The 24,729-nt window shown below is 63.4% G+C and carries 22 protein-coding genes; 7 read left to right on the forward strand and 15 right to left on the reverse strand.

What is annotated here, in order from left to right; translation table 11 throughout:
* Positions 1-10 precede the first annotated feature (10 nt).
* Together Q7V46_RS00230 and Q7V46_RS00235 are read left to right on the forward strand one after the other, a co-directional pair.
* Positions 11-1,288, forward strand: a complete 1,278-nt coding sequence (locus tag Q7V46_RS00230) for an NAD(P)/FAD-dependent oxidoreductase (RefSeq protein ID WP_304911483.1) — start codon at positions 11-13, stop codon at positions 1,286-1,288.
* A gap of 67 nt (positions 1,289-1,355) precedes the next feature.
* Entirely contained in the window at positions 1,356-1,973 is a 618-nt protein-coding gene (locus Q7V46_RS00235) for a cytochrome c (protein WP_304911484.1), read from the forward strand.
* A 7-nt stretch (positions 1,974-1,980) separates the two neighbouring features.
* Here the strand turns inward: Q7V46_RS00235 and fba are convergent, their stop codons facing one another.
* From fba to Q7V46_RS00265, 6 genes are all read right to left on the reverse strand, one after another.
* On the reverse strand, positions 1,981-3,018 hold the full coding sequence (fba, locus tag Q7V46_RS00240; protein ID WP_304911485.1) for a class II fructose-bisphosphate aldolase: 1,038 nt from the start codon (positions 3,016-3,018) through the stop codon (positions 1,981-1,983).
* Between the two features lie 18 nt (positions 3,019-3,036).
* Positions 3,037-3,708 (reverse strand): phosphoglycolate phosphatase, encoded by a 672-nt coding sequence (locus Q7V46_RS00245; RefSeq protein WP_304911486.1) that lies wholly within the window; start codon positions 3,706-3,708, stop codon positions 3,037-3,039.
* Positions 3,709-3,800: 92 nt separating this feature from the next.
* Entirely contained in the window at positions 3,801-5,813 is a 2,013-nt protein-coding gene (tkt, locus tag Q7V46_RS00250; RefSeq protein ID WP_304911487.1) for a transketolase, read from the reverse strand.
* A gap of 98 nt (positions 5,814-5,911) precedes the next feature.
* Positions 5,912-6,799: a phosphoribulokinase gene (locus Q7V46_RS00255; RefSeq protein ID WP_304911488.1), complete on the reverse strand. Its 888-nt coding sequence runs from the start codon at positions 6,797-6,799 to the stop codon at positions 5,912-5,914.
* 135 nt (positions 6,800-6,934) lie between these two features.
* Entirely contained in the window at positions 6,935-8,032 is a 1,098-nt protein-coding gene (locus Q7V46_RS00260; RefSeq protein WP_304911489.1) for a class 1 fructose-bisphosphatase, read from the reverse strand.
* A gap of 46 nt (positions 8,033-8,078) precedes the next feature.
* Positions 8,079-8,810: an HAD-IA family hydrolase gene (locus Q7V46_RS00265; RefSeq protein ID WP_304911490.1), complete on the reverse strand. Its 732-nt coding sequence runs from the start codon at positions 8,808-8,810 to the stop codon at positions 8,079-8,081.
* Between the two features lie 112 nt (positions 8,811-8,922).
* Between Q7V46_RS00265 and Q7V46_RS00270 the strand changes: the two genes are divergently transcribed.
* Together Q7V46_RS00270 and Q7V46_RS00275 are read left to right on the forward strand one after the other, a co-directional pair.
* On the forward strand, positions 8,923-9,864 hold the full coding sequence (locus Q7V46_RS00270; protein WP_304911491.1) for a LysR family transcriptional regulator: 942 nt from the start codon (positions 8,923-8,925) through the stop codon (positions 9,862-9,864).
* Positions 9,865-9,915: 51 nt separating this feature from the next.
* Positions 9,916-10,137 carry a SlyX family protein gene (locus Q7V46_RS00275; RefSeq protein ID WP_304911492.1) on the forward strand — a complete coding sequence of 74 codons (222 nt, stop codon included), beginning with the start codon at positions 9,916-9,918 and terminating at the stop codon, positions 10,135-10,137.
* A gap of 51 nt (positions 10,138-10,188) precedes the next feature.
* Here the strand turns inward: Q7V46_RS00275 and Q7V46_RS00280 are convergent, their stop codons facing one another.
* Positions 10,189-11,442: a Zn-dependent hydrolase gene (locus Q7V46_RS00280; RefSeq protein ID WP_304911493.1), complete on the reverse strand. Its 1,254-nt coding sequence runs from the start codon at positions 11,440-11,442 to the stop codon at positions 10,189-10,191.
* Positions 11,443-11,449: 7 nt separating this feature from the next.
* On the reverse strand, positions 11,450-12,187 hold the full coding sequence (locus tag Q7V46_RS00285; protein WP_304911494.1) for a GntR family transcriptional regulator: 738 nt from the start codon (positions 12,185-12,187) through the stop codon (positions 11,450-11,452).
* Between the two features lie 89 nt (positions 12,188-12,276).
* On the opposite strand from Q7V46_RS00285, the gene Q7V46_RS00290 reads away from it, so the two are divergent.
* The gene (locus tag Q7V46_RS00290; RefSeq protein WP_304911495.1) at positions 12,277-12,771 is read left to right on the forward strand and encodes an ureidoglycolate lyase; all 495 of its coding nucleotides are present in this window, start codon (positions 12,277-12,279) and stop codon (positions 12,769-12,771) included.
* A gap of 10 nt (positions 12,772-12,781) precedes the next feature.
* On the opposite strand, the gene Q7V46_RS00295 is transcribed toward Q7V46_RS00290, so the two are convergent.
* From Q7V46_RS00295 to Q7V46_RS00320, 6 genes are all read right to left on the reverse strand, one after another.
* Positions 12,782-13,975: an amidase gene (locus tag Q7V46_RS00295; protein ID WP_304911496.1), complete on the reverse strand. Its 1,194-nt coding sequence runs from the start codon at positions 13,973-13,975 to the stop codon at positions 12,782-12,784.
* Positions 13,976-14,142: 167 nt separating this feature from the next.
* A complete protein-coding gene (locus Q7V46_RS00300; RefSeq protein ID WP_304911497.1) occupies positions 14,143-15,129 on the reverse strand; it encodes an ABC transporter ATP-binding protein in 987 nt (328 codons plus the stop codon).
* Positions 15,130-15,187: 58 nt separating this feature from the next.
* Positions 15,188-16,237: an ABC transporter ATP-binding protein gene (locus Q7V46_RS00305; protein ID WP_304911498.1), complete on the reverse strand. Its 1,050-nt coding sequence runs from the start codon at positions 16,235-16,237 to the stop codon at positions 15,188-15,190.
* A gap of 144 nt (positions 16,238-16,381) precedes the next feature.
* Positions 16,382-17,275, reverse strand: coding sequence for an ABC transporter permease (locus Q7V46_RS00310; RefSeq protein ID WP_304911499.1), 894 nt, complete (start codon positions 17,273-17,275; stop codon positions 16,382-16,384).
* 150 nt (positions 17,276-17,425) lie between these two features.
* A complete protein-coding gene (locus tag Q7V46_RS00315) occupies positions 17,426-18,376 on the reverse strand; it encodes an ABC transporter permease (protein WP_304911500.1) in 951 nt (316 codons plus the stop codon).
* Between the two features lie 67 nt (positions 18,377-18,443).
* Positions 18,444-20,114 (reverse strand): ABC transporter substrate-binding protein, encoded by a 1,671-nt coding sequence (locus Q7V46_RS00320; RefSeq protein ID WP_370690241.1) that lies wholly within the window; start codon positions 20,112-20,114, stop codon positions 18,444-18,446.
* 344 nt (positions 20,115-20,458) lie between these two features.
* On the opposite strand from Q7V46_RS00320, the gene Q7V46_RS00325 reads away from it, so the two are divergent.
* Positions 20,459-21,190 carry an aspartate/glutamate racemase family protein gene (locus tag Q7V46_RS00325; RefSeq protein ID WP_304911501.1) on the forward strand — a complete coding sequence of 244 codons (732 nt, stop codon included), beginning with the start codon at positions 20,459-20,461 and terminating at the stop codon, positions 21,188-21,190.
* A 162-nt stretch (positions 21,191-21,352) separates the two neighbouring features.
* Here Q7V46_RS00325 and apbC read toward each other — a convergent pair whose 3' ends face one another.
* Positions 21,353-22,444: an iron-sulfur cluster carrier protein ApbC gene (apbC, locus tag Q7V46_RS00330; protein WP_304911502.1), complete on the reverse strand. Its 1,092-nt coding sequence runs from the start codon at positions 22,442-22,444 to the stop codon at positions 21,353-21,355.
* 228 nt (positions 22,445-22,672) lie between these two features.
* Between apbC and metG the strand changes: the two genes are divergently transcribed.
* The gene (gene metG / locus Q7V46_RS00335) at positions 22,673-24,727 is read left to right on the forward strand and encodes a methionine--tRNA ligase (protein WP_304911503.1); all 2,055 of its coding nucleotides are present in this window, start codon (positions 22,673-22,675) and stop codon (positions 24,725-24,727) included.
* The last annotated feature ends 2 nt before the right edge of the window (positions 24,728-24,729 follow it).

Below are 24,729 nucleotides of genomic sequence, written 5' to 3' on the forward strand. Positions count from 1 at the left end.
AGCCCACACCATGAAACGTCGTCAATTCGTACAGTCTCTGGGTGCTGGTTCTGCCATCGCCGGTCTGGGCCTCGTGTCCGGCTGCGCCACCACCGGCAGTGGTGCCAAGGTGGTCGTGGTTGGCGGCGGCTATGGCGGCGCCACCGCGGCCAAATACGTGCGCATGTTCTCTGACCAGAGCATCGAGGTGACCCTGATCGAGCCCAATGCGTCGTTCGTCTCCTGCCCCATTTCCAACCTGGTGATCGGCGGCCACAAGACCATGGCCGACATCACCACGCCTTATGACAACCTGAGCAGGCGCCACGGCGTGAAGCTCGTGCGCGACATGGTGGCCAGTATCGACCCTGCCAAGCGCACGGTGAAACTGGCCAGCGGCGGGGAGCTGTCCTACGACCGTCTCATCGTTTCGCCCGGTATCGATTTCATGATGGATTCCATGCCCGGCATGGCCAAGGCGGGAGCGTCAGAAAAGGTGCTGCACGCCTGGAAAGCCGGTCCCCAGACGGCCGCGCTGCGCCAGCAGCTTGAGGCCATGCCCGATGGCGGCGTGTACGCGCTGTCCATCCCGCTGGCGCCCTACCGCTGCCCGCCCGGCCCCTACGAGCGCGCCTGCATGGTGGCCAGCTACTTCAAGAAGGCCAAGCCGAAGAGCAAGGTGGTGATCTTCGACGCCAACGACGACATCACTTCGAAGAAGGGCCTGTTCATGAAGGCCTGGGACGAGCATTACAAGGGCATGATCGAATACCGCCCCAAACACAAGGTGGTGGACGTGGATGCCACCACCAACACGCTGAAGTTTGAATTCAACGACGACTTCAAGGCCGGTGTCGCCAACGTCATACCCAACATGCGCGCGGGTGACATTGCGGTGAAGACCGGTCTGGCGACGGCCAACGCACGCTGGTGCGAGGTGGACTTCCTCACCTTTGAATCCAAGGCGCACAAGAACATCCACGTGCTGGGCGATTCGATCCAGATTGCACCGGCCATGCCCAAATCGGGCCACATGGCCAATCAGCATGGCAAAACCTGCGCCGCCGCCGTGGTCTCGCTGCTGCAAGGCAAGGAGCCACCTTCCCTGCCGATCTACGCCAACACCTGCTACAGCTTCGTGACCGCCGAAGACGTGGTGCATGTGGCCAGCGTTCACAGGTACGACGCCGAGAAGAAGACCATGCTGGCCGTGCCTGGCTCGGGCGGACTCTCCAGTGCGGCCAACGAGCTGGAGGGTCGCTACGCCCTCGCCTGGGCGCGCAACATCTGGGCCGACACCCTGGCCTGATCCATCGCCACGCCCTGGCTGAGGCCAGGGCTTTTTTTGCATTTGAATATCCGTTTGAGGTTATGCGATGAAGCTTCCGACACCTGCCCGACTCCTCCTGGCACTCGCGTCGACTGGCGCCCTGCTGGGCGGTGGCGGCGCTTGGGCGCAGGCCGATGAAGCGCGCGCGAAGAAGATTGCAGGAGGTTCGTGCTTCCTTTGCCATGGCGCCAACGGCGAGTCCACCAGCGAGGCGTTTCCGCGTCTGGCCGGCCAGCACGCAGGCTACATTGCGCGGCAACTGGAAGCCTTCAAGTCGGGCCAGCGCAAAAGCACCGCCATGGCCGACATGGTGGCGCGGCTCACCCCCGACGAAATGCAGGCCCTTGGCGCGTACTACGAAAAGATGAGTCTGCCGCGCGAAGAAGCCAAGGACCCGCAGCTCGCCGCCATGGGAAGGTATGTCTATCACAACGGCAACAAGTACAGCGGCGTGCCAGCCTGCGCTGCCTGCCACGGCATGGCGGGCGAAGGCACGGCCACCCTGCCCCGCCTGGCCACGCAGTTTTCGGGCTACCTGCACAACCAGCTCAAGTCGTTCGGCAAGCGAGAACGCACCACCGACAACGCGGTGATGCACGCTGTGGCGGACAAGATGACCGAGCTCGAGATGGCTGCCGTGGCCGAATACCTCAGCAGCAAATGACAGCCGCTCAGACGTAGCGCGCGATCATCTTCTCCAGCGGCAGCGGCACGATCTTGCCGGCTTGCCCGGTGCAGCCAAAGGCCTGGAAGCGAGCCTGGCAGATATCTCTGGCGGCCATGGTTGCGTCCTTGAAGAACTTGCGCGGGTCGAATTCACCCGGGTTCCTGGCCATGCTGCGGCGCATGGCGCCGGTCATGGCCAGGCGGATGTCGGTGTCGATGTTGACCTTGCGCACGCCACTTCGGATGCCGCGCACGATCTCTTCCACCGGAACACCATAGGTTTCCTTGATATCGCCGCCGTACTCACGAATGATGGCCAGCCATTCCTGCGGAACGCTGCTCGATCCATGCATCACCAGGTGCGTATTGGGGATGGCCTGGTGGATGGCATGGATGCGGTCCATGGCCAGGATGTCGCCCGTGGGTGGACGGGTGAACTTGTAAGCGCCGTGGCTGGTGCCGATGGCAATGGCCAGCGCGTCCACGCCGGTTTGCGCCACGAAGTCTTTGGCCTGCTGAGGATCGGTCAGCATCTGGTCGTGTGTGAGTTGGCCTTCGGCACCCACGCCGTCTTCTTCGCCGGCTTCGCCGGTTTCCAGCGATCCCAGGCAACCGAGTTCACCTTCCACCGACACGCCCACCGCGTGCGAGAACTTCACAACCTCGCGCGTCACGGCCACGTTGTACTCATAGCTCGCAGGTGTCTTGGCGTCTTCCATCAGTGAGCCGTCCATCATCACGCTGCTGAAGCCGCTGCGGATGGACTGCTGGCACACAGCCGGTGTAGCACCATGATCCTGGTGCATGACGACGGGGATGTGCGGATACATCTCGATCGCGGCCTCGACCATCTTGCGCAGAAAGGGCTCGCCCGCGTATTTGCGTGCACCGGCGCTGGCCTGCAGGATCACCGGCGCATGGCTCGCGTCGGCGGCCTGCATGATGGCCTGGATCTGCTCCAGGTTGTTGACGTTGAAAGCGGGGACACCATAGTGGTGTTCGGCGGCGTGGTCGAGCAATTGACGCAGGGCAATGAGGGCCATGAAGGGTCTTTCAAATGGTCAGATGAGTAGGGCAGAAAAATCGGCGATCACGCGGTCGGGGTTGGCGTTCTCGATGGGCTGGCCCATGTTGTAGCCATAGGGAAGCGCCCAGACCGCCACACCCGCGTTGCGGGCGGTTGCGATGTCGATGGAAGAATCGCCCACGAACAGCGCGCGCTCACCGCGAATGCGGAAGTGGTGCAGACAGTCGTGTACGCCCATGGGGTCGGGTTTTTTCAGCGGCAAAGTGTCACCACTGATCACCCGATCGAAAAGCGGTGTGAGCTTGTGCGCCTCCAGCACGGCCTTGGTGTAGCGCCGCTCCTTGTTGGTGACCACGGCCAGCTTCACGCCCGCCGCGCGCAGCACCTGCAGGGTTTCCCGCACATGGGGATAGAGATGGCTGCGTGTGCCACAGCGCTTCTGGTAGTGAACCCCGAACGAGGCCTCGATGCGTGAAAAGCTCGCACTGTTTCGCACCAATTCGGTTGTGGTCTTGTCTGTAAACGCCAACGCGGAGATCAGCAGTTCACGGGTACCGTGGCCGATCCAGTCGTTGACCTGCTGCTGACTGACGTGGGGCCGGTCAAATGCCTCCAGCGTGTCATTCACCGCGTCAGCGATCTCAGGCGCGGTCTCGATCAGGGTGCCGTCCAGATCGAAGAGGATGAGGTCGAATCTGTTGCTCACGGCAGCTCACTGGTGTGTACCGGACCTGTCAGCGGGTTCACTGACTCGTGGATATGAAAGCTCAGGCCGACCAGGAGCGAACGATGAAGCAGTCATGCGAGCACTCCCTTCACTGCCGCGACCACATGGCTTGTGGTGATGCCGAAGTGTTCGTACAGATCCTTCGCCGGGGCCGACTCGCCGAAGCTCGCGATGCCGACCACCGCACCGGTGCGACCCACGTACTTGCGCCAGAAATCCGGGTGGGCGGCCTCCACCGCCACCGCTGGCAGATGGATAGGCAGCACGCTGTGCTGGTACGCCAGCGGCTGGCGATCGAACAGGTTGGTGCATGGCATGGACACCACGCGGGTGGCGATGCCTTCCGCCGCCAGCGCCAGATAGGCTTCCATGGCGATCGAGGTTTCAGAGCCCGTGGCAACAATCACCGCCTGGGGGTTCTCGCCTTCGGCCAGCACATAGCCACCCTGCCGCACACGGGTTGCCATGGCCGCATCGGTCAGGCGCGGCAGGTTCTGGCGCGACAGGCACAGCGCGCTGGGCCCGTCTCGGCGCTCGATGGCACAGGCCCATGCCACCGCCGTTTCAAGACCATCGGCCGGGCGCCACACGTCAAGCCCGGGCACGATGCGCAGGCTGGGAATGTGTTCCACGCTCTGATGGGTTGGCCCGTCTTCGCCCAGACCGATGCTGTCGTGGGTGAACACATGGATCACCCGCTGCTTCATCAAAGCCGCCATGCGGATGGCGTTGCGCGAGTAGTCGCTGAAGGTCAGAAAGGTGCCGCCGTAAGGAATGAGGCCGCCATGCAAAGCGATGCCATTCATGATCGCAGCCATGCCGAATTCGCGCACGCCGTAGCTCAGGTGATTGCCGGGCCGGTCCCGACCGGCATTCACGCAGCCCTTGAAGTTGGTCAGGTTGGAGCCGGTGAGATCAGCACTGCCGCCGAAGAATTCAGGCACCAGGGGTGCCAGCAGATCCAGCGCGTTCTGGCTGGCTTTGCGCGTGGCCACAGCGTCGGGCTTGCTCGCCAGCGTTTCAAAAATGCCTGTGACCTGTTCCGAGAAGGCAGACAGCAGATCACCAGCCATACGGCGCTCGAACTCGGCGGCCTCTGCGGGAAACGCCTGCCGATAGGCGGCAAAGCGATCGTTCCATACGGCTTCCTTGGCCGCGCCTCGAACCACCGCGTTCCAGGCAAGGGCCACATGGTCTGGAATTTCGAACGGCGCAGCGGTCCAGCCCAGCGCCTCGCGGGTGGCCTGCACTTCGGCCGCGCCCAGTGCCGCACCGTGCACGTCGTGCGTACCGGCCTTGTTGGGGGAACCCTTGCCAATCACGGTCTTGCAGCAGATCAAGGAAGGTTTCCCGTCGGCACGTCGGGCCTGTGCCTGCGCAGCAATCAAGGCGCGCTCCACCGCTTCAGGATCATGACCATCGACATGGGGCACGACATGCCATCCATAGGCCTCAAAGCGCTGGGGCGTGTCATCGGTGAACCAGCCTTCGACATGGCCGTCGATGCTGATGCCGTTGTCGTCATAGAAAGCAATGAGCTTGGACAACCGCAAAGTGCCGGCCAGCGAGCAGACCTCGTGGCTGATGCCCTCCATCAGGCAACCGTCGCCCAGAAAAGCGTAGGTGAAGTGATCCACAACGGGGTGGCCTTCCCGGTTGAACTCGGCTGCCATCAGTTTCTCGGTCAGCGCCATGCCCACGGCGTTGGCCATGCCCTGCCCCAGCGGGCCGGTGGTGGTTTCCACGCCTGGCGTGACACCCACCTCCGGGTGGCCTGCCGTCTTGCTGTGCAACTGCCGGAAGTTCTTCAGCTCGGCCATGGGCAGGTCATAGCCGGTGAGATGCAGCAACGCATAAATCAGCATGGACCCGTGGCCGTTGGACAGGACGAAGCGGTCACGGTCAGCCCAGCGGGGGTTCGCCGGGTTGTGCTTGAGGTGCCGATTCCACAGCACCTCGGCGATGTCGGCCATGCCCATGGGCGCGCCGGGATGACCACTCTTGGCTTTTTCAACGGCGTCGACGGCGAGCATGCGGATGGCGTTGGCCATCTGGCGAGCGAGTTTAGGGGAAGGGTTCTGCATTCAGCGTCCTCGGAAGAAAGAAGGGAGGTCCATCCAGAACGCGGTGGAACCGACTTCGCCGGGCCACTCGCGTTGCCACCAAGTGGGGGGTGGCGGCGTCAGCCGACGCGGGGGGCGTACTGCTTCTTGCGTTCCACCATTCGCCAGATGAACGGGGTGAAGATGAGCTGCATCGCGAGCTCCATCTTTCCGCCCGGTACCACGATGGTGTTGGCGCGGCTCATCATCGAGCCATGCACCATGCTGAGCAGGTACTGGAAATCGATGCCTTTTGGCTGGGCGAACCGGATCACCACCATGCTCTCGTCGGCGGTGGGCACGTCGCGAGCCACAAAGGGGTTGCTGGTGTCCACAATGGGCACGCGCTGAAAGTTCACGTGCGTGTGCTGGAACTGCGGAGTGATGTAGTGCACGTAGTCGGGCATTCGGCGCAGGATGGTGTCGGTCACGGCCTCTGCGGTGTAACCGCGCATGTTCTTGTCCCGCCACAGCTTCTGGATCCACTCCAGGTTGATCACGGGTACCACGCCCACCAGCAGGTCCGGATACTGCGCCACGTTGACCTCCGGCGTGACCACGGCACCATGCAGTCCTTCGTAAAACAGCATGTCGGTGTCTGCGGGCAGGTCTTCCCAGGCGGTGAAGGTGCCTGGCTCCTGCTGGTAGGGTGCGGCCTCTTCAGCGTTGTGCAGGTACTTGCGGCTGCGCCCACCGCCTGTTTCACTGTAGGTTCGGAACAGCGACTCGATTTCTGAAAACAGATTGGATTCAGCACCGAAATGACTGAAGTTCCGATTGCCTGCGGTCTCAGCCTCTGCCGCCTTGAGCTTCATCTGCTTGCGGTCGTAGCGGTGGAAGCTGTCACCTTCAATGACGGCGGCTGTGACACCTTCTCGCCGGAAGATGTTCTCGAACGTGCGGGTGACGGTAGACGTGCCCGCACCGCTGGAACCGGTGATGGCGATGATGGGATGGCGCTCAGACATGGGGTACTCCAAAAAATAAAATCCGCTCGAGAGGCGAGAAGTCAAGCCAAAGGCACCGCGGAACCGGCTTTGCCGGGCCGCCAGTACCGCCCCCCAAAGGGGGTGACGCCAAAGGCGGCGCGGGGGTGTGTTTGACTAGTCACGAAAGAGGGAGCGCTCCGCGAACAGCGGGTTGCGTTCATCCTTGTAGGCCTGAGGTTCCGCGTGGTAGCGCTCGATGCGTTCGACTTCGTTCTTTGATCCGAAAACCAGACCGATGCGTTGGTGCAACGAGGCGGGCGCGACCGCAAGCATGGGTTCGCGCCCGGTGCTGGCCCGCCCACCCGCCTGCTCGATGATCATGCCCACCGGATTGGCTTCGTAGAGGAGCCGCAGCCGCCCCGGCTTGCTCGTGTCCTTGGTGTCGCGCGGGTACATGAACACGCCGCCGCGCATCAGGATGCGGTGTGCCTCGGCCACCATGCTCGCGATCCAGCGCATGTTGAAGTCCTTGCCGCGCGGACCTGTCTTTCCGGCCAGGCATTCGTCCACATAGCGCTTGATGGGTGCCTCCCAGAAGCGGCTATTGGATGCATTGATGGCGAACTCCTGCGTGTCTTCCGGCACCCTCAGGTTGGGGTGCGTGAGCATGAACTGACCCAGGTTGGGATCGAGCGTGAAGCCGGCCGCGCCATTGCCAACCGTGAGTACCAGCATGGTGGTGGGGCCGTAGAGTGCATAGCCGGCGGCCAGCTGCTCGGTGCCGGGCTGCAGGAAGTCGGCCTCGACCACGTCGCGTCCGCTGTCAATCGCTTCCTGCGGCGCGCGCAGGATGCTGAAGATGCTGCCCACGGTGACGTTCACATCGATGTTGCTGGAGCCGTCCAGCGGGTCGAACACCAGCAGGTATTTGCCCCGCTGCAAGGTTTCGGGGATCTGGTATGGCTTCTCCATTTCCTCAGAAGCCATGCCCGCCAGGTGGCCACCCCATTCGGTCATCTGGGTGAAGTATTCGTTGCTGATCACGTCCAGCCGCTTTTGTTCTTCCCCCTGCACGTTCAGGCTGGTGGCGACATCCATGACCGGGTTGCCCAGCACGCCTGTGAGCTCGCCAAAAGCCACAGAACGTGCAATGGCCTTGCAGGCCAGTGCCACATCCAGCACCAGGGCGTTGAAGTCGCCGCTGGCCGACGGAAACCTTCGTCGCTGTTCGATGAGGTACTGGGTGAGGGTGAAGCGGCGTCGGGTGGTCATGGTGGGTGGGCACTGCCAGCGGTGAATGAACAAAAGAAGTAAGGCTTCAGGCCCTGGCGCGGTGCACCGTTGCAGCCGCCAGCCATTCCTGAAGGCGCGACACGCTGACCGCATTCAGGTCGGGCACCACTCGAAGCGCTCCCTGAAAATCGTGGTGGCGGGTGAATCCGTTGGGTGTGATCACGGTGGCCAAATGTGCGGCGACGGCGGCGCGCAGGCCGTTGGCAGAATCCTCGAACGCGACACAGTCTTCGGCAGACAGCCCCATCTCACCCAGCACTTGCAGGTAGACCTGCGGGTGGGGTTTCTTGATGGGTGCCGATGATGCGTCGCCCACGGCCAGAAAATGCGTCCGCCAATCGGACCCGATCGCGTGGCGCAGCAAGGCCGCAATGTTGACTGGGGACGTGGTGGTGGCTATGGCCAGACCCACGCCCTGCTTGAGGGCTTCGTCCATGAGGGCGAGCACACCGGGGCGCAGCGAAACGGCTCCGCCGTTGACTGCGGTTTCGTAGTGAGCCGTCTTGATTTCGTGCAGGCGGTTGATGGTGGCCAGTACCGCTCCGCCTTCAAGCTCCTTGATATCGGGTTGCACACTGCGCCAGTGATGCAGCATGCGCTCCTTGCCACCGGAAATTTCCAGCAATTGTGTGTACTGCTCAGTGGTCCAGTGCCAGTTCATCCCCTCTTCGGCAAAGGCATGGTTGAAGGCCGCCAGGTGCACGGATTCGGTGTCGGCCAAGGTGCCGTCGACATCAAAAATCAGCGCTTTCAGCATGGGGCCTCCCGTGTCCAGAACCCCTGTCAGACCGGGGGATGAATGGACTCTAAGCAACAGTCGAAGTAAGGTAAATTCACGATTTATTGAACTTCGATTAATAAAAACCTGAATGAAGAACGCCACGATCCGCCAGCTCAGGGTTTTCGCTGAGGTCGCTCGCCATCTCAGTTTTGCCCGTGCGGCCGAAGTGCTGCACCTCACCCCACCAGCGGTCACCATGCAAGTCAAAGAGCTGGAAGGTCACATTGGCCTGCCACTGTTTGAGCGCCAGGGCCGCCAGGTGACCTTGACCACGGCAGGCGAATACATGCTGGTCTACGCGCGCAAGGTGCTGGCCACGCTGAAAGACGCCGAAGACGCCGCCGCGCGGCTCAAGCGGCTGGAAGTGGGCACGCTCACCATCGGCATGGTGAGTACTGCCAAGTACTTTCTGCCCGGCCTGCTGGCCGAATTCCGGCGCGAGCATGAAGGCATCGAGATCAGGCTGGCGGTTGGCAACCGCGAGCAGCTGGTGAAAATGCTGCACGGCAACGAGGTGGACATCGCCATCATGGGCCGCCCGCCCACCGAACTGGCCACCCGCGCCGAACCGTTCGCTGCCCACCCGCATGTGTTTGTGGCGCCCACCGACCACCCGCTGCTCAAGGTGGGTCATCCCACGGTGGACAGCCTGCGTCCCCATGGCTTCATCCTTCGCGAGCGCGGCTCGGGCACGCGGGCGGCCATGGAAGCGTTTCTGGAGAATTCGCGCATGGAACCGCGCGTGGTGATGGAAATGACCAGCAACGAAACCATCAAGCAGGCTGTGATGGCGGGTCTGGGCATCAGCTTTCTGTCGCTGCACACCATCGGCCTGGAGTTGGAGCACCACCTGATCGCCACGCTCGATGTCGAGGGCACACCCATCGTGCGGGGCTGGAACGTGGTTCACACGCTTTCCAAGCTGTTGTCACCCGCCGCTGAAGCATTTCGCTATTTCATGCTGGAACGCGCCGAGAGCGCCATGGCCACCAAATACGGTCATCTGCTCCAGTGGCCCCCCGCGCACTGATCATTCTGCCAAGCGCGTCATTCGCCGCACATCCTTCACTCTCCAGACCTCATGTCCACTTTGAACGCCCGAACCGACGAACGCCTGACCCAGCTGGAGATCAAGATCAGCTACACCGAAGACCTGCTCGACACCCTCAACGCACTCGTGGCGAATCAGCAGGATCAGATCGACCTGCTGCTGCGCGAGGTGGCCCGCCTGCGCCAGCAGGACCCGGCACAGGGCGCCGTTGGCCAGCATGTGCCTGGCGACGAACTGCCTCCGCACTACTGAGCGTGCAAGTTCGGTCCACGGGTGCCGCTCACGGTGTTGCCTGGCATGGGCTCAGGTTCCCGCCCGCTCCAGCATCACCTGCAACAACACATTGCATCCCGCCGTGATGTGCTCGGGCTGGGCGTCCTCCACTTCGTTGTGGCTGATACCGTCCTTGCAGGGGATGAAGATCATGCCAGCGGGCGCCAGGCGCGCGGCGTAGATGGCGTCGTGCCCGGCGCCAGACACGGTGGGCATGTGTGAGTAGCCCAGACGCTGCGCAGCGCGGGTGACGGCTTCCACGCATTCGGGGTGGAAGGGTTGCGCCAGGTAGCTGGACACCAGATCAATCTGGATCGACAAGCCGGTCTGCACCGTCAAGCGCTCTGCAAAGGCCCGCACTTCGGCCACCTGCTGGTCCACCAGCGCATCGCTGCTGTTGCGCAGGTCGATGGAAAACTTCACCTGGCCCGGAATCACGTTGCGGCTGTTGGGGTGCAGCTGCACCATGCCCACGGTGCCGCGCCCGTCCGGTCCATGTCGCAAAGCCGAGGCCACCACTTCCTGCATGAGCTGCGTGGCCACCTGCAGTGCGTCGCGCCGCAAACCCATGGGCGTGGGGCCGGCGTGTGCCTCCATGCCGGTCACCGTGCAGTCGAACCAGCGAATGCCCAATACCCCATGCACCACGCCAATGGTCACATCAGCGTCTTCCAGCACCGGCCCCTGTTCGATGTGGGTTTCAAAGTAGGCGCCGATGGGATGCTGGCCGGGCACTTCGTCGCCCACGTAGCCGATGCGCGTCAGTTCATCGCGCACGCTTTTGCCCTCGGTGTCGGTGGCGGCATAGGCATGTTCCAGCGAGAAGGCACCGGCAAAAACGCCTGAGCCCATCATCACCGGCACAAAGCGCGAACCCTCTTCGTTGGTCCAGAACGCCACCTCGATCGGCGCCTCGGTTTCCACGCCGTGCTCGTTGAGCGTGCGCACCACCTCCAGGCCAGCGAGCACGCCGTAATTGCCGTCGAACTTGCCGCCGGTGGGCTGGGTGTCAATGTGGCTGCCGGTCATCACCGGCGGCAAGGCGTTGTTGCGCCCGGGCCTGCGCATGAACACGTTGCCGATCTGGTCCACCGTGACGCTCATGCCAGCATCTCGCGCCCAGCGGGTGACCAGGTCACGGCCCTGGCGGTCCAGATCGGTCAAGGCAATTCGACACACACCGCCCTTGGGCGTGGCGCCGATCTGCGCCAGATCCATCAGCGATTGCCAGAGGCGCTCGCCGTTGATGCGCAGGTTTTCAGTGGTCAAGGTGGGCGTGTTCATGTGAATTTCAGGAAGTGGGTGTTTCGGATATGGGCGGTTCGCGGTAGCCGGCAAAGGCGTCTCGCAGGCGACGGCCGCGCACCGGTGTGTCCACCAGTGAACGCTCCAGCTCCACCATGTGGCGCCGCATCTCTGCCGCTGCAGGCGCGCCCCCACGTTCGAGCGCTGCGATCACCTCCACATGGCGGTGGGCGACGCACACCGGGCGACCCTCGACCTTGAAGCGCGCCATGAGCAACGAGGTGGTGGGCAGCAGGCCATTGAGCAGGCGCACGAACACCGGATTGCCGTGCATGCGCGCGAGCGCGTGGTGAAACTCGCCAGACAGGCGGATGTTGGTGGAGCGGTCGCCGCGCTGTTCGGCGTCGGATTCGGCCTGGGCGATTTCGCGTAGCTCGGTCAACTGCTCATCTGTGAGCCGACCACCCAGGCGCCGCGCCACTTCGCACTCCACAATGCGGCGCGCTTCAAACACATTCACCGCGTCCTCCATGCTGGGCAGTGGCACGCGCGCGCCGCGGTTGTGGCGCAGCTCGATCACCTGGTCTTGTGCCAGCCGCTGCAGGGCCTGTCTCACCACGGTGCGGGAGATGCCGAACTCGGTGGCCATCTCTTCCTCGCGCAACCATTCCCCGGGCGCCAGGCGGTGTTCTACAACCGCGAGGTAGATGGCCTCATACACCCGATCGGTGGCGGTGGCGTCGGAGTCGGTGGCCTGGGTACGGGATTTGCGTGTCGGCGTCATGGATTCACATGGGATCTGATCGACCCCATCCAAACGATATAGCCACTCGAAGACATTCGGTCGGCTACCACCCTGCTGTTGCGAATGCCATGAGTATCACCCTGACCGCGCGCGCCTTGAATGCCACCGACTTCGCTGCCTACGGGGATGTGCTGGCGCTGTCCGGCCGCAAGGGTCTGCCCATCAACGCCGGCACCAGCCAACGCATCGATTTGCCGAGCACACTGAACCTGCACCAGCAAGATGGCGCCCCGGTGCTGGCGGTGTTTCAGGCCCGCGCCCAAGCCCCCGAAGGGCCGTGGGCCCTGATGGAGCGACACCGTCTGGGCACGCAAACGTTCGTGCCGCTGGCCGGTGCACGCTGCGTGATGCTGGTGGCCCTGGGTCGCGACATGCCCGACCTCACCACCCTGGCGGCGTTTCAGGTCTCGGGCGATCAGGGGTTCACGCTGCATGCAGGCACCTGGCATCACCCGCTCATTGCCATCGACGACGGCGCCTTCCTGGTGCTGGAGCGGCGGGGTGCCGAAGTGGACTGCGAAGTGGTTCACCTGGCGGTACCGGTGAGCGTGCTATTCGTGTGAATGGCCGGGTTCAGGCCACGATGCGTTCGGCCAGCCGGATCAGGCTGCGGTCGCTGCCCGCAGGTCCCAGCAGCGAAATGCCCAACGGCGCGCCATTGCGCTGAACCAGGGGCAGGCTGAGCTGAGGAAAACCGGAGAGCCCCGCCACGCACAGCAAGCGGATCGCGCGGTTGCGGTAATCCTCCAGTGCGCTTTCGGGCTCGCTCAAGCGGGGCGCAATATCAGGCATGGTGGGCAGGACCAGCACGCCGTCGCTGCCCAGCAGCTTCGCCAGATGTGCGCGAAAACGGTCGCGGAAGGCACGCCCGTCGGCCGCCTGGGCATCGGTCACGTCAGCGCTCCACGCAAACCGCTGCGCCACACCCGGTCCCAGCGGTGGCGAGAACCGGCGGATGAAGCTGCCGTCGGTCTGCCAGGCCTCGTGGCCCTGGATGTACCTGAAATTCCAGTACATGGCATCCAGATCGTCCAGCACCACCTGCGCCCTGCCCGCCTTGCCCAGTACCGCCTCGATGCGTGCACGCGCGGGTGCCAGTGCCTTCTTTGCTTCGGTGGTGGCCAGCGCCCACAGATCGGCCGGGGCCATCACGCGCACCGTCTCGTGCAGCGGCCGTTCGTCTTCACCCAGCAGCACATCGGCCACACGCGCAAAGGTCGGCACGTCACGGGTGAACCAGCCACAGGTGTCCAGGCTGGGTGAGAGATCCAGCACGTCGCGCAGACTCACCCGCCCATGCGTGGGCCGCAAGCCCACCAGGCCGCAATGGCTGGCCGGCGCACGCACGGAACCACCGGTGTCGGTGCCCAGGGCAAAGTCGCACAGCTTGTTCGATACGGCGGCCGCCGAACCCGAGGACGAACCCCCAGCAATGCGATCCGGCGCGGCACCGTTGATGGGCGAACCGAAATGCGCGTTCTGCCCGTTCATGGAAAAGGCCAGCTCATCCGTCACCGTCTTGCCCGCGAACCGCGCACCCGCCTCCAGCAGCCGCTGCACGGTGGGCGCCGTGCGGTTCTGCACCCCCAACAAAGCCAGCAACAACGGCTGGCCACCGCTGGTGGGGTAGCCGTTGATGTGAAACAGATCCTTCACCCCAAACGAAAGCCCCGCCAGTGAACCCGTGGCCGCGTGCGGCACCGGCACGGCGGGGTATGGCATGAAAGCATGGGCAGGATCGTGGAGAACGTCGGTGTGGGATGACATGGAAAGTTCGAGAGGAAATTCAAAAACAGATCAGAGATTCTCACAGTGCGCCCAGACAGGACCTCACCGAAGCGCGATGCCCCCTTCAAGCGACACCGAAGATCCGGCTCCGCCGGTCCAAAGGTGTGCCCCCCTGGGGGGGTCGCGCAAAGCGCGGCGGGGGGGGGCTACACAAGCAAACATCGAACGCTGTGCCCCGAAGCCAGCCAGGTGATCTCCGGGCGAGTGGCCTTGCAGTCATCCTGCACCCGCTTGCAGCGTTCGGCAAATGCGCAGCCTTGCGGCAAGGCGGTGAGGTCGGGCGGTGAACCCGCAATGGTTTCCAGCCGGGAACCCTTGGTCATGGCGCCATCGGCGCGGCTGTTCAAGAGGGCCAGGGTGTAGGGGTGGCGTGGCGTACGCAGCAGCGTGGCCGCAGGCCCTTCTTCCACAATGCGCCCGGCGTACATCACCGCGATGCGGTCGGCTACTTCCACCGCTGCGCCAATGTCGTGCGTCACAAAAATCACCGTCAGGCCCAGTTCGCGCTGCAACTCGCGCAGCAGCAACAGAATCTGGATCTGCACCGTCGCATCCAGGGCCGTGGTGGGCTCATCGGCCAGCAGCAGTTGCGGACGGCAGGCCAGTGCCAGCGCGATCATGGCGCGCTGGCGCATACCGCCGGACATCTCGTGCGGGTAGGTCTGGAGGCGGCGCTCCGGGCTGGGGATGCGCACCCGCTCAAACAGCTGCAAGGCCCGCTTTTTCGCCTCGGCCGCGCTCACGGGTTCGTGGCGGCGAATGGCCTCGATGATCTGTGCGCCCACCGAATACACCGGGTCCAGCGCCAGCAAGGGTTCCTGAAAAATCATGGAAGCGACCTTGCCCCGGTAGTCGGCCAAGGCCCCTGTCGAGAGCTTCAGCACATCCAGATCGCCCACATGCATCTGGCCTTCGATCCGGGTGCGACCGGCCGGGTGCAGGCGCAGCAGGCTTCGCAGCGTCACACTCTTGCCCGAGCCCGACTCACCGATCAGCGCCACGACCTCGCCGCGCTTGACCTGCAGGTTCACGCCATTGACCGCCTCCACCGGCTTCTTGCCGCCGGTGAAGGTCACACGCAGGTCGCGCACATCGACATAGGGTTTTTCGTTCGACGTCTCTGGGGTGTTCATCGGGTGCCCTCCGTGCCGCACCCATCGGTGCGCGGTGGTTGCGTGGTTCGGTCAAAGCTCATGCGGCGGCTTTCCACTCGGGCTGTGCCGGCGCTTCGGTGTGGCCGCTGCCGGGCACATGCATCCAGCAGGCGGCCATCTGGCCCTTGTCGGCTTCCGTGAGCACCGGCGTGCGCTCGGAGCACAGGGGCTGGGCATTGGCGCAGCGCGTGTGAAACCGACAACCGGAGGGCGGGTTGATCGGATTGGGCGGGTCGCCGGCCAGCGGGGGTTCCTCTGTGCGGCGATCAGGATCCATGGAAGGAATGGACGACAGCAAGGCGCGGGTGTAGGGATGGGCGGGGTGATCAAACAGGGTTTCGCTGTCACCAATCTCGGCCACCTGTCCCAGGTACATCACCATCACCCGGTCGCTGATGAACCGCACCACGTTGAGGTCGTGGCTGATGAAGATGTAGGTCAGCCCGAATTCTTCCTTGAGGTCGAGCAGCAGGTTGAGCACCTGCGCCTCGACCGACTTGTCCAGCGCCGACACGGCTTCATCCAGAATGATCAGCCGCGACTGCAACGCCAGCGCCCGCGCGATGTTCACCCGCTGGCGCTGACCGCCGGAGAGTTCATGCGGATAGCGCTCGGCAAAACGGCGCGGCTCCAGCCCCACGCGGGCCAGCAGATCGCGCGCGCGCTCCACCGCTTCGTTGCGCGGCACGCCATGCACCTGGGGCGCAAAAGCGATCGAGTCCACCATGGTCAAGCGCGGGTTGAGCGAAGCGTAGCTGTCCTGAAACACCATCTGCGTCTGACGCCGAAACCGTTTCAGCGGCAAGGAACTGCCACCCACGGTCTCTCCGTCAAACACGATCTCGCCCTTGTCGGGTTCGATGAGGTTCATCAGCAGCCTCGCGGTGGTGGACTTGCCGCAACCCGACTCCCCCACCACACCCAGCGTCTCGCCCTTGAACACGTCAAAGTCGATGCCATCGACCGCACGCACCACGCCACCGCCACGCCCCAGCACATCCTTCTTCAAGGGGAAATGTTTGACCAAACCACGCACACTCAACAATGGCTGCGCAGGCCCACCTACATCAAAACGATCAAAGGACATTTCTGCAACTCCCGTACGTGGGCACCACAACAGCAACGCAAACCAGCCACCCATCCAGTGACAGCGACGGGCCGGCTTTGCCGGACGAAGGCTGTCGCCCCCTGGGGGGTGGCGCCGAAGGCGACGCGGGGGGGACATTTCTTGTCATTGCTTGATTTCCATTGCTGATCGCAAACCATCGGCCAGCAGATTGAAGGCAATCGAGGTGATGAAGATCATCACGCCGGGCAGCGCCGCGATCCAGGGCTGCACATAGATGGCGGTGCGCAATGTGTTGAGCATCAGACCCCACTCGGGCTCCGGCGGCTTCACACCCAGGCCCAGGAAGCTCAAACCGGAAGCCAGGATCATGGCCACGGCAATCAGGCTGGTGGCGTAAACAAAGATCGGCCCCAGCACGTTGCCCAGCACATGCACCCGCACGATGGTGAAGGCGTTGGCACCGGAGGCGCGGGCCGCATCCACAAAGTCACGCCCCCGGATCTGTGTGGTCACGCTCTCTGCCACACGCGCAATCGGCGGTATGAACACGATCGTGAGCGAGATCAGCGAATTGGTGATACCCGCACCCAGCGCGCCAGAAAGGGCAATGGCCAGCAGCACCGAGGGGAAGGCATAGAACACGTCGATCGTGCGCATCATCACCGAGTTGAGCGTGCCACCGGCATAGCCTGCCGTGATGCCAATCAGCGAGCCGATGAAGAACGCGAAGATCACCGGCGTGATGCCCATGAACAGCGACAGTCGCGCGCCCACCATGAGGCGCGAAAGCATGTCACGCCCGAGTTCGTCGGTGCCCAGCGGGTGCCCCTCAAATCCGATGGGCTTGAGGCGCTTGAGCATGGACGATTCATAGGGATCGGCCGGCACCAGCCAGGGACCAAAGAACGCCAGGGTTAGCAGAAAGACCACCACCACGGCAGCACCAATGGCGATGCGGTCACGCAGAAAGCGCCGACCGACCGTCTGCCAGTAGCCCGGCGAACGCTCGAACGCCAGCGGCTGCACCACCGCACTGGGCATGGCAATGTCATTCATGAGAAGGTCCTTCGATGGAATCGCGGAGGACACAGGCCTCCTCCGGCGCGGCGTGTCTGAGTCCAGGAACACCGGGAAACTGGCTTTGCCAGGCTGCCGGTGTTGCCCCTCGAGGGGGTCGCGCGGAGCGCGGCGGGGGTGGGGCATCCCTCATCTGCTTATCCTGGGATCCAGCAAAGTCTGGATCACATCCACCACCAGGTTGAGCACCACGAAAAACATGGCCAGCACCAGAATGGTTCCCTGCAGCAGTGGCAGATCACGCTGGAAGATGGCCGAGTTGAGCAGGAAGCCCGTGCCCGGCCACGAGAACACGGTCTCGATCAGGATGGAGCCGCCGAGCAGGTAACCCAGTTGCAGGCCCATCACCGCCAGCGCGGTGGGTGCGGCGTTCTTCACCACGTGCTTGAACACGCCCAGATCGGTCAGGCCCTTGGCGCGCAGACCCACAATGAACTCCTGCGCCAGGATGTCGGCCACCAGGGCGCGCACCGTGCGCGCGATGATGCCCATGGGAATCACGCTCATGGTGATGGCCGGCAGGATCATGTGCTTCACATGCTCCCAGTCCCAGGCCCATTCACTGGAACCACCTGGGCCCGCACCGCCTGGTGGCAGCCACATCAGGATGCTGGAGAAGATGATGACCAGCACCATGCCCAGCCAGTAGTGCGGCACACTCACGCCCAGCACGGAGGTGAGCGAAGCGGCTTTGTCGAGCCAGGAATTCTGGAAATAGCCGGCCACAAAACCGAACAGACAGCCGAAGATGAAACCGATCAGCGTCGCCAGCACCGCGAGACGCAAGGTGTTGATCACCGCGCGCACCACCTCATCGGTCACCGAACGGCCAGAAGCGATCGAAGTACCCAGATCACCTTGCAGCGCCCGCCAGACCCAGCTCACAAATTGTTCCGGGTAGGAGCGATTGAACCCATAGAGTTCGATCAACTGCTGCTGCAACTCCACCGACGCATCGGGCGGCAGGATGGACACCAGCGGATCACCCGGCGAGAGGTGCACCAGCGCAAAACACACCAGCGCCACACCCAGCATGATGGGCAAGGTGTAGAGCACCCGGCGAAACAGAAAAGTCAGCATCGATCAACCCTCCCGGTCAACATCGGAAAGGCCCCGCAGCCCGGCTCGGCCGCGGGGCGGAGGCTTGTCAGTCGATCGACATGGGGGCGATATCGATGAACCAGCTGCGCGGCTGCACCACGCCCTTGACTTTGGCGCTCATGGCGCGCGGGCCCACATCGTGCGCAATCCACACGAACGGCGCTTCCTCCACGATGCGCGCGTGCAACTTGGCCAGCGCAGCATCTCGCGCGGTGTCGTCGAAGCTGGTGCGCGCATCTGCGATCAGCTTGTCAAACTCGTCGTTGCCAAAGTGACCCCAGTTGTTGGAGACTGGCGGGAAGGTCTTGGTGCTGGTGAAACGCACCATGGCAAAGAAGGGGTCCATGGCCGCGTAGCTGACGTTGATGGCGTGAGAACCATTGGCCGACGCGTGCTTGGCACCCTGGCGCCAGTTGGTGAACAGCGTGTTCCACTCGATGACGTCAAATTCGATATCGATGAAGCACTGCTTGAGTGACTGCTGCACGAACTCGTTCATGGGCAGCGGCTGCATCTGACCCGAGCCTGAAGCCGAGATCTGCACCTTGGCTTTCATGGGCTTGGCGGCAGAGAAGCCGGCTTCCGTCATGAGGGCTTGCGCGGCCTTCACGTCGTACTTGATGTCGAACTTGGGGTTGCCCCACCAGGGGTGGCCGGGGGGCACGGTGCCCTTGGGAATGGCCATCATCCCGCCGAGGAAGGTCTTGAGGCCTTCGCGGTCCACACACAGGTTGGCGGCGTGGCGCACGCGCTTGTCCAGCCAGGGGGAACCTTCGGCGAACGACAGCTGCCATGGCCACACATGGGGCTGCGCGTTGCTGTAGATCTTGAAGCCGCGCTGCGTGATCTGCGGCATGGCATCTGGCGAAGGCGCCTCGATCCAGTCAACCTGGCCTGACAGCAGCGCGGCCGTGCGCGCATTGGCCTCGGGCATGGGCATCAGCACCACGCGGTCCAGCTTCGGCGTGCGCTTGGGGTCCCAGTAGGTCTTGTTGGCGACCAGCTCCAGACGTTCACGCGGCAGGAAGCGCGCCATCTTGAAGGGGCCGCTGCCGGATGCATCGGACGCAAAAGCGGTCCAGGCGTTCTTGGCCTTGTCGGCAGGCGTGGCCCCTGCGGCGGCATCGAATTTCTTTTGCCAGTGGGCAGGCGAAGCCATGAACAGGTTGGTCAGATTCAGCGGAAGGAAGGCGTCGGGCTCGCTGGTCGTCAGCTCCACGGTGAGGTTGTCTATTTTGCGGGCGCTGCGCAGCGTGGGCATGCGCGAAGCGGTCACACCGACCTGGCTGGCGTCGAAATGCACGGCATCCTTGTCCAGCACCTTCTGCACGTTCCACACCACGGCGTCGGCGTTGAAGTCGGAGCCGTCGTGGAACTTCACGCCGGAGCGCAGCTTGAAGACCCACTTGGTCTTGTCGGTGGCGTCGGTCGCCCACGACAAGGCCAGGCCAGGGATCAGCACGCTGGCGGCGTCGCCCTTGGACAGATCCCAGTGCGTGAGTGCGTCGTACATGGGAATGCCGGTGAAGCGGTTGCCCTCGAAGCCCTGGTCAGGCTGACCCAGCGTGCGCGGGATGTCGGCAGCGGTCATGGCGATGCGCAGGACCTTCTCCTGCGCCAGCACGGAGGGGGACGCCACCGCCATCAGCAAACCGGCGGTGACAGCGATACCCAATGTCTTGGGGGCGAAGCGGGATGCAGGAAAGAGGCGTTTCATCAAAGCTCCATCGAAGTGCGGTGTGAAGAAATGGATCGGTGATCCCTCTTCTGCTGCTGCGTTCTGGTGCGGCAGACCGGAAAAGACATCGCCGGGTTGGCAAGGTTTTTGTATGCAATCGCTGTGCCAAGTTGTCACAACCCCCAGCTCTGGGAGCTACCACCCTCTCTGAAAAACCCCGCTTCTCCCTGCAAAAAGGCTCGTTTTCATGCCCCGAATTCCCCACCCGATGGCGACACTGCAACTTGGTGCATGCATCAAGATAGAGCAGTGATACGGCGTTTTTGTATGCAAAAACACACCGAAACGGTGCTTGAATCCTCCTGACCCGACCTTCTTCAGTCATGAACATCCTCCTCATCAACCCCAACACCTCCGAGTCCATGACCCAGGCCATCGCACAGGCTGCGCGGGCCGTGGCCGCTCCGGACACACGCATCGAAGCGGTGCAGCCCAGCTTTGGCCCGGCGTCCATCGAATGCCACTTTGACGAGGTGTTTGCGGCGGCCGGCGTGGCCGAACAGGTGCGCCTGGCTGCCGGTCGACGCATCGACGCCGTGGTGATCGCCTGTTTTGGCGACCCGGGGCTGGACGCGGCGCGCGAAGCCACGTCGGCACCGGTGATCGGCATTGCGGAAGCGGCGTTTCACGCGGCGGCGTTTCTGAGCACCGCCTTCTCCGTGGTGACCACACTGAACCGCACGGCCATCACCGCCGAACACCTGTTGCATCGCTATGGATTTGACCGCCGATGCCGCGGCGTGCACGGCACCGACATTCCCGTGCTGGAACTGGAAGGCTGCAGCGATGCCACCGTGGCCCGCATTGAAGAGGCAGCGCGAACAGCCCTGGAACAAGACCGCAGCGGCGCCATCGTGCTCGGCTGCGCCGGCATGGCCCCTCTCTGCGCCACCCTCAGCGAACGCCTGGGCGTGCCGGTGATCGACGGCGTGTCAGCCGCAGTGAAATTCGCTGAAAGCCTGGTCGCCCTGGGCCTGCGCACCAGCCAGCGCGGCGACTACGCCCCACCACCGCCCAAGACGTTCACGGGATGGGCGGCGCCACTGGGGATGTGAAACAACACTCCGTGCGGATCAACTTGTGGCCGACGCAATGCATTTTCCGGAAAGACGTGCCCCAATCCAGAGATACCGTGGAACCGGCTTCGCCGGGCCACTGGTATCGCCCCCTCGAAGGGGGTGACGCGCCGACGGCGCGGCGCGGGGGTGAGCCCCAGATTACGTATCCTTTGATACCTTGATGCTGGGAAACTTGCTGGAGAAGTCTTTGGCCTTGGACGCGATCTTGATCGCCACCTGGCGGGCGACCGCCTTGTAGATGCCGGCGATCTCGCCTTCGGGATCGGCCACCACGGTGGGCATGCCGCTGTCGGCCTGCACGCGGATGCTCATGTTCAGCGGCAGCGCACCCAGGTAGTCCATGCCGTACTCGGTGGCCATGTTCTTGCCACCATCTGCGCCGAAGATGTGCTCGATGTGGCCACAGTTGGGGCAGCAGTACACCGCCATGTTTTCCACGATGCCCAGAATCGGCACGCCCACCTTCTCGAACATCTTGATGCCCTTGCGCGCATCCAGCAGCGCAATGTCCTGCGGCGTGGTGACGATCACCGCACCGGTCATGGGCACGCGCTGACTTAAAGTGAGCTGGATGTCGCCAGTGCCGGGTGGCATGTCGACGATCAGGTAGTCGAGGTCTTTCCAGTTGGTCTGGCGCAGCAGTTGTTCCAGCGCCTGCGTGGCCATGGGGCCACGCCAGATCATGGCTTCGTCGCGGTCCACCAGGAAACCGATGGAGATCACCTGAACGCCGTAGTTCTCCAGCGGCTCCATGGTCTGGCCATCGGCACTTTCCGGCCGACCTTCCACGCCCATCATCATGGGCTGGCTGGGGCCGTAGATGTCGGCGTCCAGAATGCCGACCTTCGCACCTTCGGCGGCCAGCGCCAGGGCCAGGTTCACGGCCGTGGTGCTCTTGCCCACGCCGCCCTTGCCCGAAGCCACGGCAATGATGTTCTTCACATTGGGCATGAGCTGCACACCGCGCTGCACCGCGTGGGCGGTGATCTTCATGCTCAGGTTGACCGACACGTTGTCGACGCCGGCCACGTTCTTGGCCGCGGCAATCAGGGCGCGCCGCAAGGCGGGCATCTGGCTCTTGGCCGGGTAACCAAGCTCCACATCAAACGACACGTCGCCGTCCTGCACCTGCAGGTTCTTCAGTGCCTTGCTGGACACAAAATCCTTGCCGGTGTTCGGGTCTGTCACGGCCTGGAGGGCGTTCAGCAGCGCTTGTGTTTCTACGGCCATGAGGGGCAATCTCCTGTGGGAATCGGTGAAATCGGATGCGGTGGGGTCGCCGCTGACGTGGCCGGAAGTCTACCCGGGTGTCCAAAGACCATCCATTCACACAATCGGCACGAGGGCATCAGCGCTGTGCAGCATCGGACACGCCCACCGGGGTCGCCCATCACACGCCAGGAGCCGGCGGCCTAAAATCAGGGGTTACCCCAGACAGCCCCTACCGGAAAGCCTCTCATGAGCCAGCGACGCCTGTTCGTCACCACCGCCCTGCCCTACGCCAACGGCCATTTCCACATCGGCCACATCATGGAATACATACAGGCCGACATCTGGGTGCGGTTCCAGCGCATGCAGGGTCACGAGGTGCACTTCGTCTGCGCCGACGATGCCCACGGCGCGCCCATCATGATCGCGGCCGAAAAGGCCGGCAAGACACCCCAGCAGTTCGTGGCCGACATCGCCGCCGGCCGCAAGCCCTACCTCGACGGCTTCCACATCGGCTTCGACAACTGGCACAGCACCGATGCGCCCGAAAACCACGAACTGGCGCAGGATGTCTACCGTGCTCTCAAGGCCAACGGCCTGATCGAAACCCGCACCATCGAGCAGTTTTTCGACCCCGAGAAAAACATGTTCCTGCCCGACCGTTTCATCAAAGGCGAGTGCCCCAAGTGCGGCGCCAAGGACCAGTATGGCGACAACTGCGAGGTCTGCGGTGCCGTCTATGCCCCCACCGAGCTGAAGAACCCGTATTCGGCGCTGTCGGGTGCCAAGCCGGTGCTCAAACAATCCGACCATTTCTTCTTCAAGCTCTCCGACCCGCGCTGCCTGGCTTTCCTGGACCAGTGGACACAAAGCGGCGCGGTGCAGCCCGAAGTACTCAACAAGATCGCCGAATGGATCGAACCCGGCGAAGACGGCAAACCCAAGATGGGCGACTGGGACATCAGCCGCGACGCGCCTTATTTCGGCATCGAGATTCCGGACGCACCTGGCAAGTATTTTTATGTGTGGCTGGACGCACCCATCGGCTACCTGGCCTCACTGAAGAACTGGTTCGGCAAGCAGGGCATCGACTTCGACGCCTTCATGGCCGACCCGACCACCGAGCAGTTCCACTTCATTGGCAAGGACATCATCACCTTCCACACCCTGTTCTGGCCCGCCATGCTGCACTTCAGTGGCCGCAAAGTACCCAACGCGGTGTTCGTGCACGGCTTCCTCACCATCAACAACGGCGAGAAGATGAGCAAGAGCCGCGGCACCGGTCTGGACCCGCTCAAGTACCTGAGCCTGGGCATGAATCCGGAATGGCTGCGCTACTACCTGGCCGCCAAGCTCAGCGGCAAGAACGAAGACATCGACTTCAACCCCGAAGACTTCATGCTGCGGGTCAACAGCGATCTGGTGGGCAAGTACATCAATATCGCTTCGCGCGCGGCCGGCTTCATTGCCAAGCGATTTGACGGCAAGCTGGGCGCGGTCTCGGCCGACGGCGACGCCCTGCTCGACCATCTGCAGAGCGTGGCTCCCAACGTGGCCGAACTCTACGCCGAGCGCGAATACGGCAAGGCGCTGCGCGAAATCATGCAGCTGGCCGACCGCGTGAACGCCTACGTGGACCAGAACAAACCCTGGGAACTGGCCAAGCAGGAAGGCATGGACGGGCGGCTGCAGGACGTGTGCACCACCTGCATCGAAGCGTTCCGGCTGATTTCGATCTACCTCAAGCCCGTGCTGCCGGCGCTGGCGGCCCAGGTGGAAGCATTCCTGAAAGTGGCGCCACTGACCTTTGCCGACGCCGCTCGCCTGCTGGGTGCGGGCCACACCATTGGCGCTTATCAGCACCTGATGCAGCGCGTGGACGTGAAGCAGCTCGACGCGCTCTTCGAACCTCCACCTGAACCAAAGATGGCCGCTGCCGTACCGGGCGGCGAACCCATCGCCGACACCATCACCATCGAAGACTTTTCAAAGATCGACCTTCGCATCGCACACATCGTCAACTGCGAAGCCGTCGAAGGCTCCACCAAGCTGCTGCGTCTCACGCTCGACGTGGGCGAAGGCCGCACGCGCAATGTATTCAGTGGCATCGCCAGCGCCTACGCGCCGGCCGATCTGGTGGGCAAATTCACCGTGATGGTGGCCAACCTGGCACCACGCAAGATGAAGTTCGGCGTGAGCGAGGGCATGGTGCTGGCCGCCAGCCACGCCGACGAAAACGCCGAGCCGGGCATCCACATCCTCAACCCCTGGCCTGGCGCCACGCCTGGCATGCGGGTGCGATAGAA

It is taken from the genome of Hydrogenophaga sp., assembly GCF_030651625.1.
Lineage (GTDB): Bacteria > Pseudomonadota > Gammaproteobacteria > Burkholderiales > Burkholderiaceae_C > Hydrogenophaga.

What these genes read in the sequence shown, in the direction of transcription:
- Q7V46_RS00230 (WP_304911483.1), top strand. Translation starts at nt 11, where the DNA reads ATGAAACGTCGTCAATTCGTACAGTCTCTGGGTGCTGGTTCTGCCATC.
- Q7V46_RS00235 (WP_304911484.1), top strand. Translation starts at nt 1,356, where the DNA reads ATGAAGCTTCCGACACCTGCCCGACTCCTCCTGGCACTCGCGTCGACT.
- fba (WP_304911485.1), bottom strand. Translation starts at nt 3,018, where the DNA reads ATGGCCCTCATTGCCCTGCGTCAATTGCTCGACCACGCCGCCGAACAC.
- tkt (WP_304911487.1), bottom strand. Translation starts at nt 5,813, where the DNA reads ATGCAGAACCCTTCCCCTAAACTCGCTCGCCAGATGGCCAACGCCATC.
- Q7V46_RS00255 (WP_304911488.1), bottom strand. Translation starts at nt 6,799, where the DNA reads ATGTCTGAGCGCCATCCCATCATCGCCATCACCGGTTCCAGCGGTGCG.
- Q7V46_RS00260 (WP_304911489.1), bottom strand. Translation starts at nt 8,032, where the DNA reads ATGACCACCCGACGCCGCTTCACCCTCACCCAGTACCTCATCGAACAG.
- Q7V46_RS00265 (WP_304911490.1), bottom strand. Translation starts at nt 8,810, where the DNA reads ATGCTGAAAGCGCTGATTTTTGATGTCGACGGCACCTTGGCCGACACC.
- Q7V46_RS00270 (WP_304911491.1), top strand. Translation starts at nt 8,923, where the DNA reads ATGAAGAACGCCACGATCCGCCAGCTCAGGGTTTTCGCTGAGGTCGCT.
- Q7V46_RS00275 (WP_304911492.1), top strand. Translation starts at nt 9,916, where the DNA reads ATGTCCACTTTGAACGCCCGAACCGACGAACGCCTGACCCAGCTGGAG.
- Q7V46_RS00280 (WP_304911493.1), bottom strand. Translation starts at nt 11,442, where the DNA reads ATGAACACGCCCACCTTGACCACTGAAAACCTGCGCATCAACGGCGAG.
- Q7V46_RS00285 (WP_304911494.1), bottom strand. Translation starts at nt 12,187, where the DNA reads ATGACGCCGACACGCAAATCCCGTACCCAGGCCACCGACTCCGACGCC.
- Q7V46_RS00290 (WP_304911495.1), top strand. Translation starts at nt 12,277, where the DNA reads ATGAGTATCACCCTGACCGCGCGCGCCTTGAATGCCACCGACTTCGCT.
- Q7V46_RS00295 (WP_304911496.1), bottom strand. Translation starts at nt 13,975, where the DNA reads ATGTCATCCCACACCGACGTTCTCCACGATCCTGCCCATGCTTTCATG.
- Q7V46_RS00300 (WP_304911497.1), bottom strand. Translation starts at nt 15,129, where the DNA reads ATGAACACCCCAGAGACGTCGAACGAAAAACCCTATGTCGATGTGCGC.
- Q7V46_RS00305 (WP_304911498.1), bottom strand. Translation starts at nt 16,237, where the DNA reads ATGTCCTTTGATCGTTTTGATGTAGGTGGGCCTGCGCAGCCATTGTTG.
- Q7V46_RS00310 (WP_304911499.1), bottom strand. Translation starts at nt 17,275, where the DNA reads ATGAATGACATTGCCATGCCCAGTGCGGTGGTGCAGCCGCTGGCGTTC.
- Q7V46_RS00315 (WP_304911500.1), bottom strand. Translation starts at nt 18,376, where the DNA reads ATGCTGACTTTTCTGTTTCGCCGGGTGCTCTACACCTTGCCCATCATG.
- Q7V46_RS00320 (WP_370690241.1), bottom strand. Translation starts at nt 20,114, where the DNA reads ATGAAACGCCTCTTTCCTGCATCCCGCTTCGCCCCCAAGACATTGGGT.
- Q7V46_RS00325 (WP_304911501.1), top strand. Translation starts at nt 20,459, where the DNA reads ATGAACATCCTCCTCATCAACCCCAACACCTCCGAGTCCATGACCCAG.
- apbC (WP_304911502.1), bottom strand. Translation starts at nt 22,444, where the DNA reads ATGGCCGTAGAAACACAAGCGCTGCTGAACGCCCTCCAGGCCGTGACA.
- metG (WP_304911503.1), top strand. Translation starts at nt 22,673, where the DNA reads ATGAGCCAGCGACGCCTGTTCGTCACCACCGCCCTGCCCTACGCCAAC.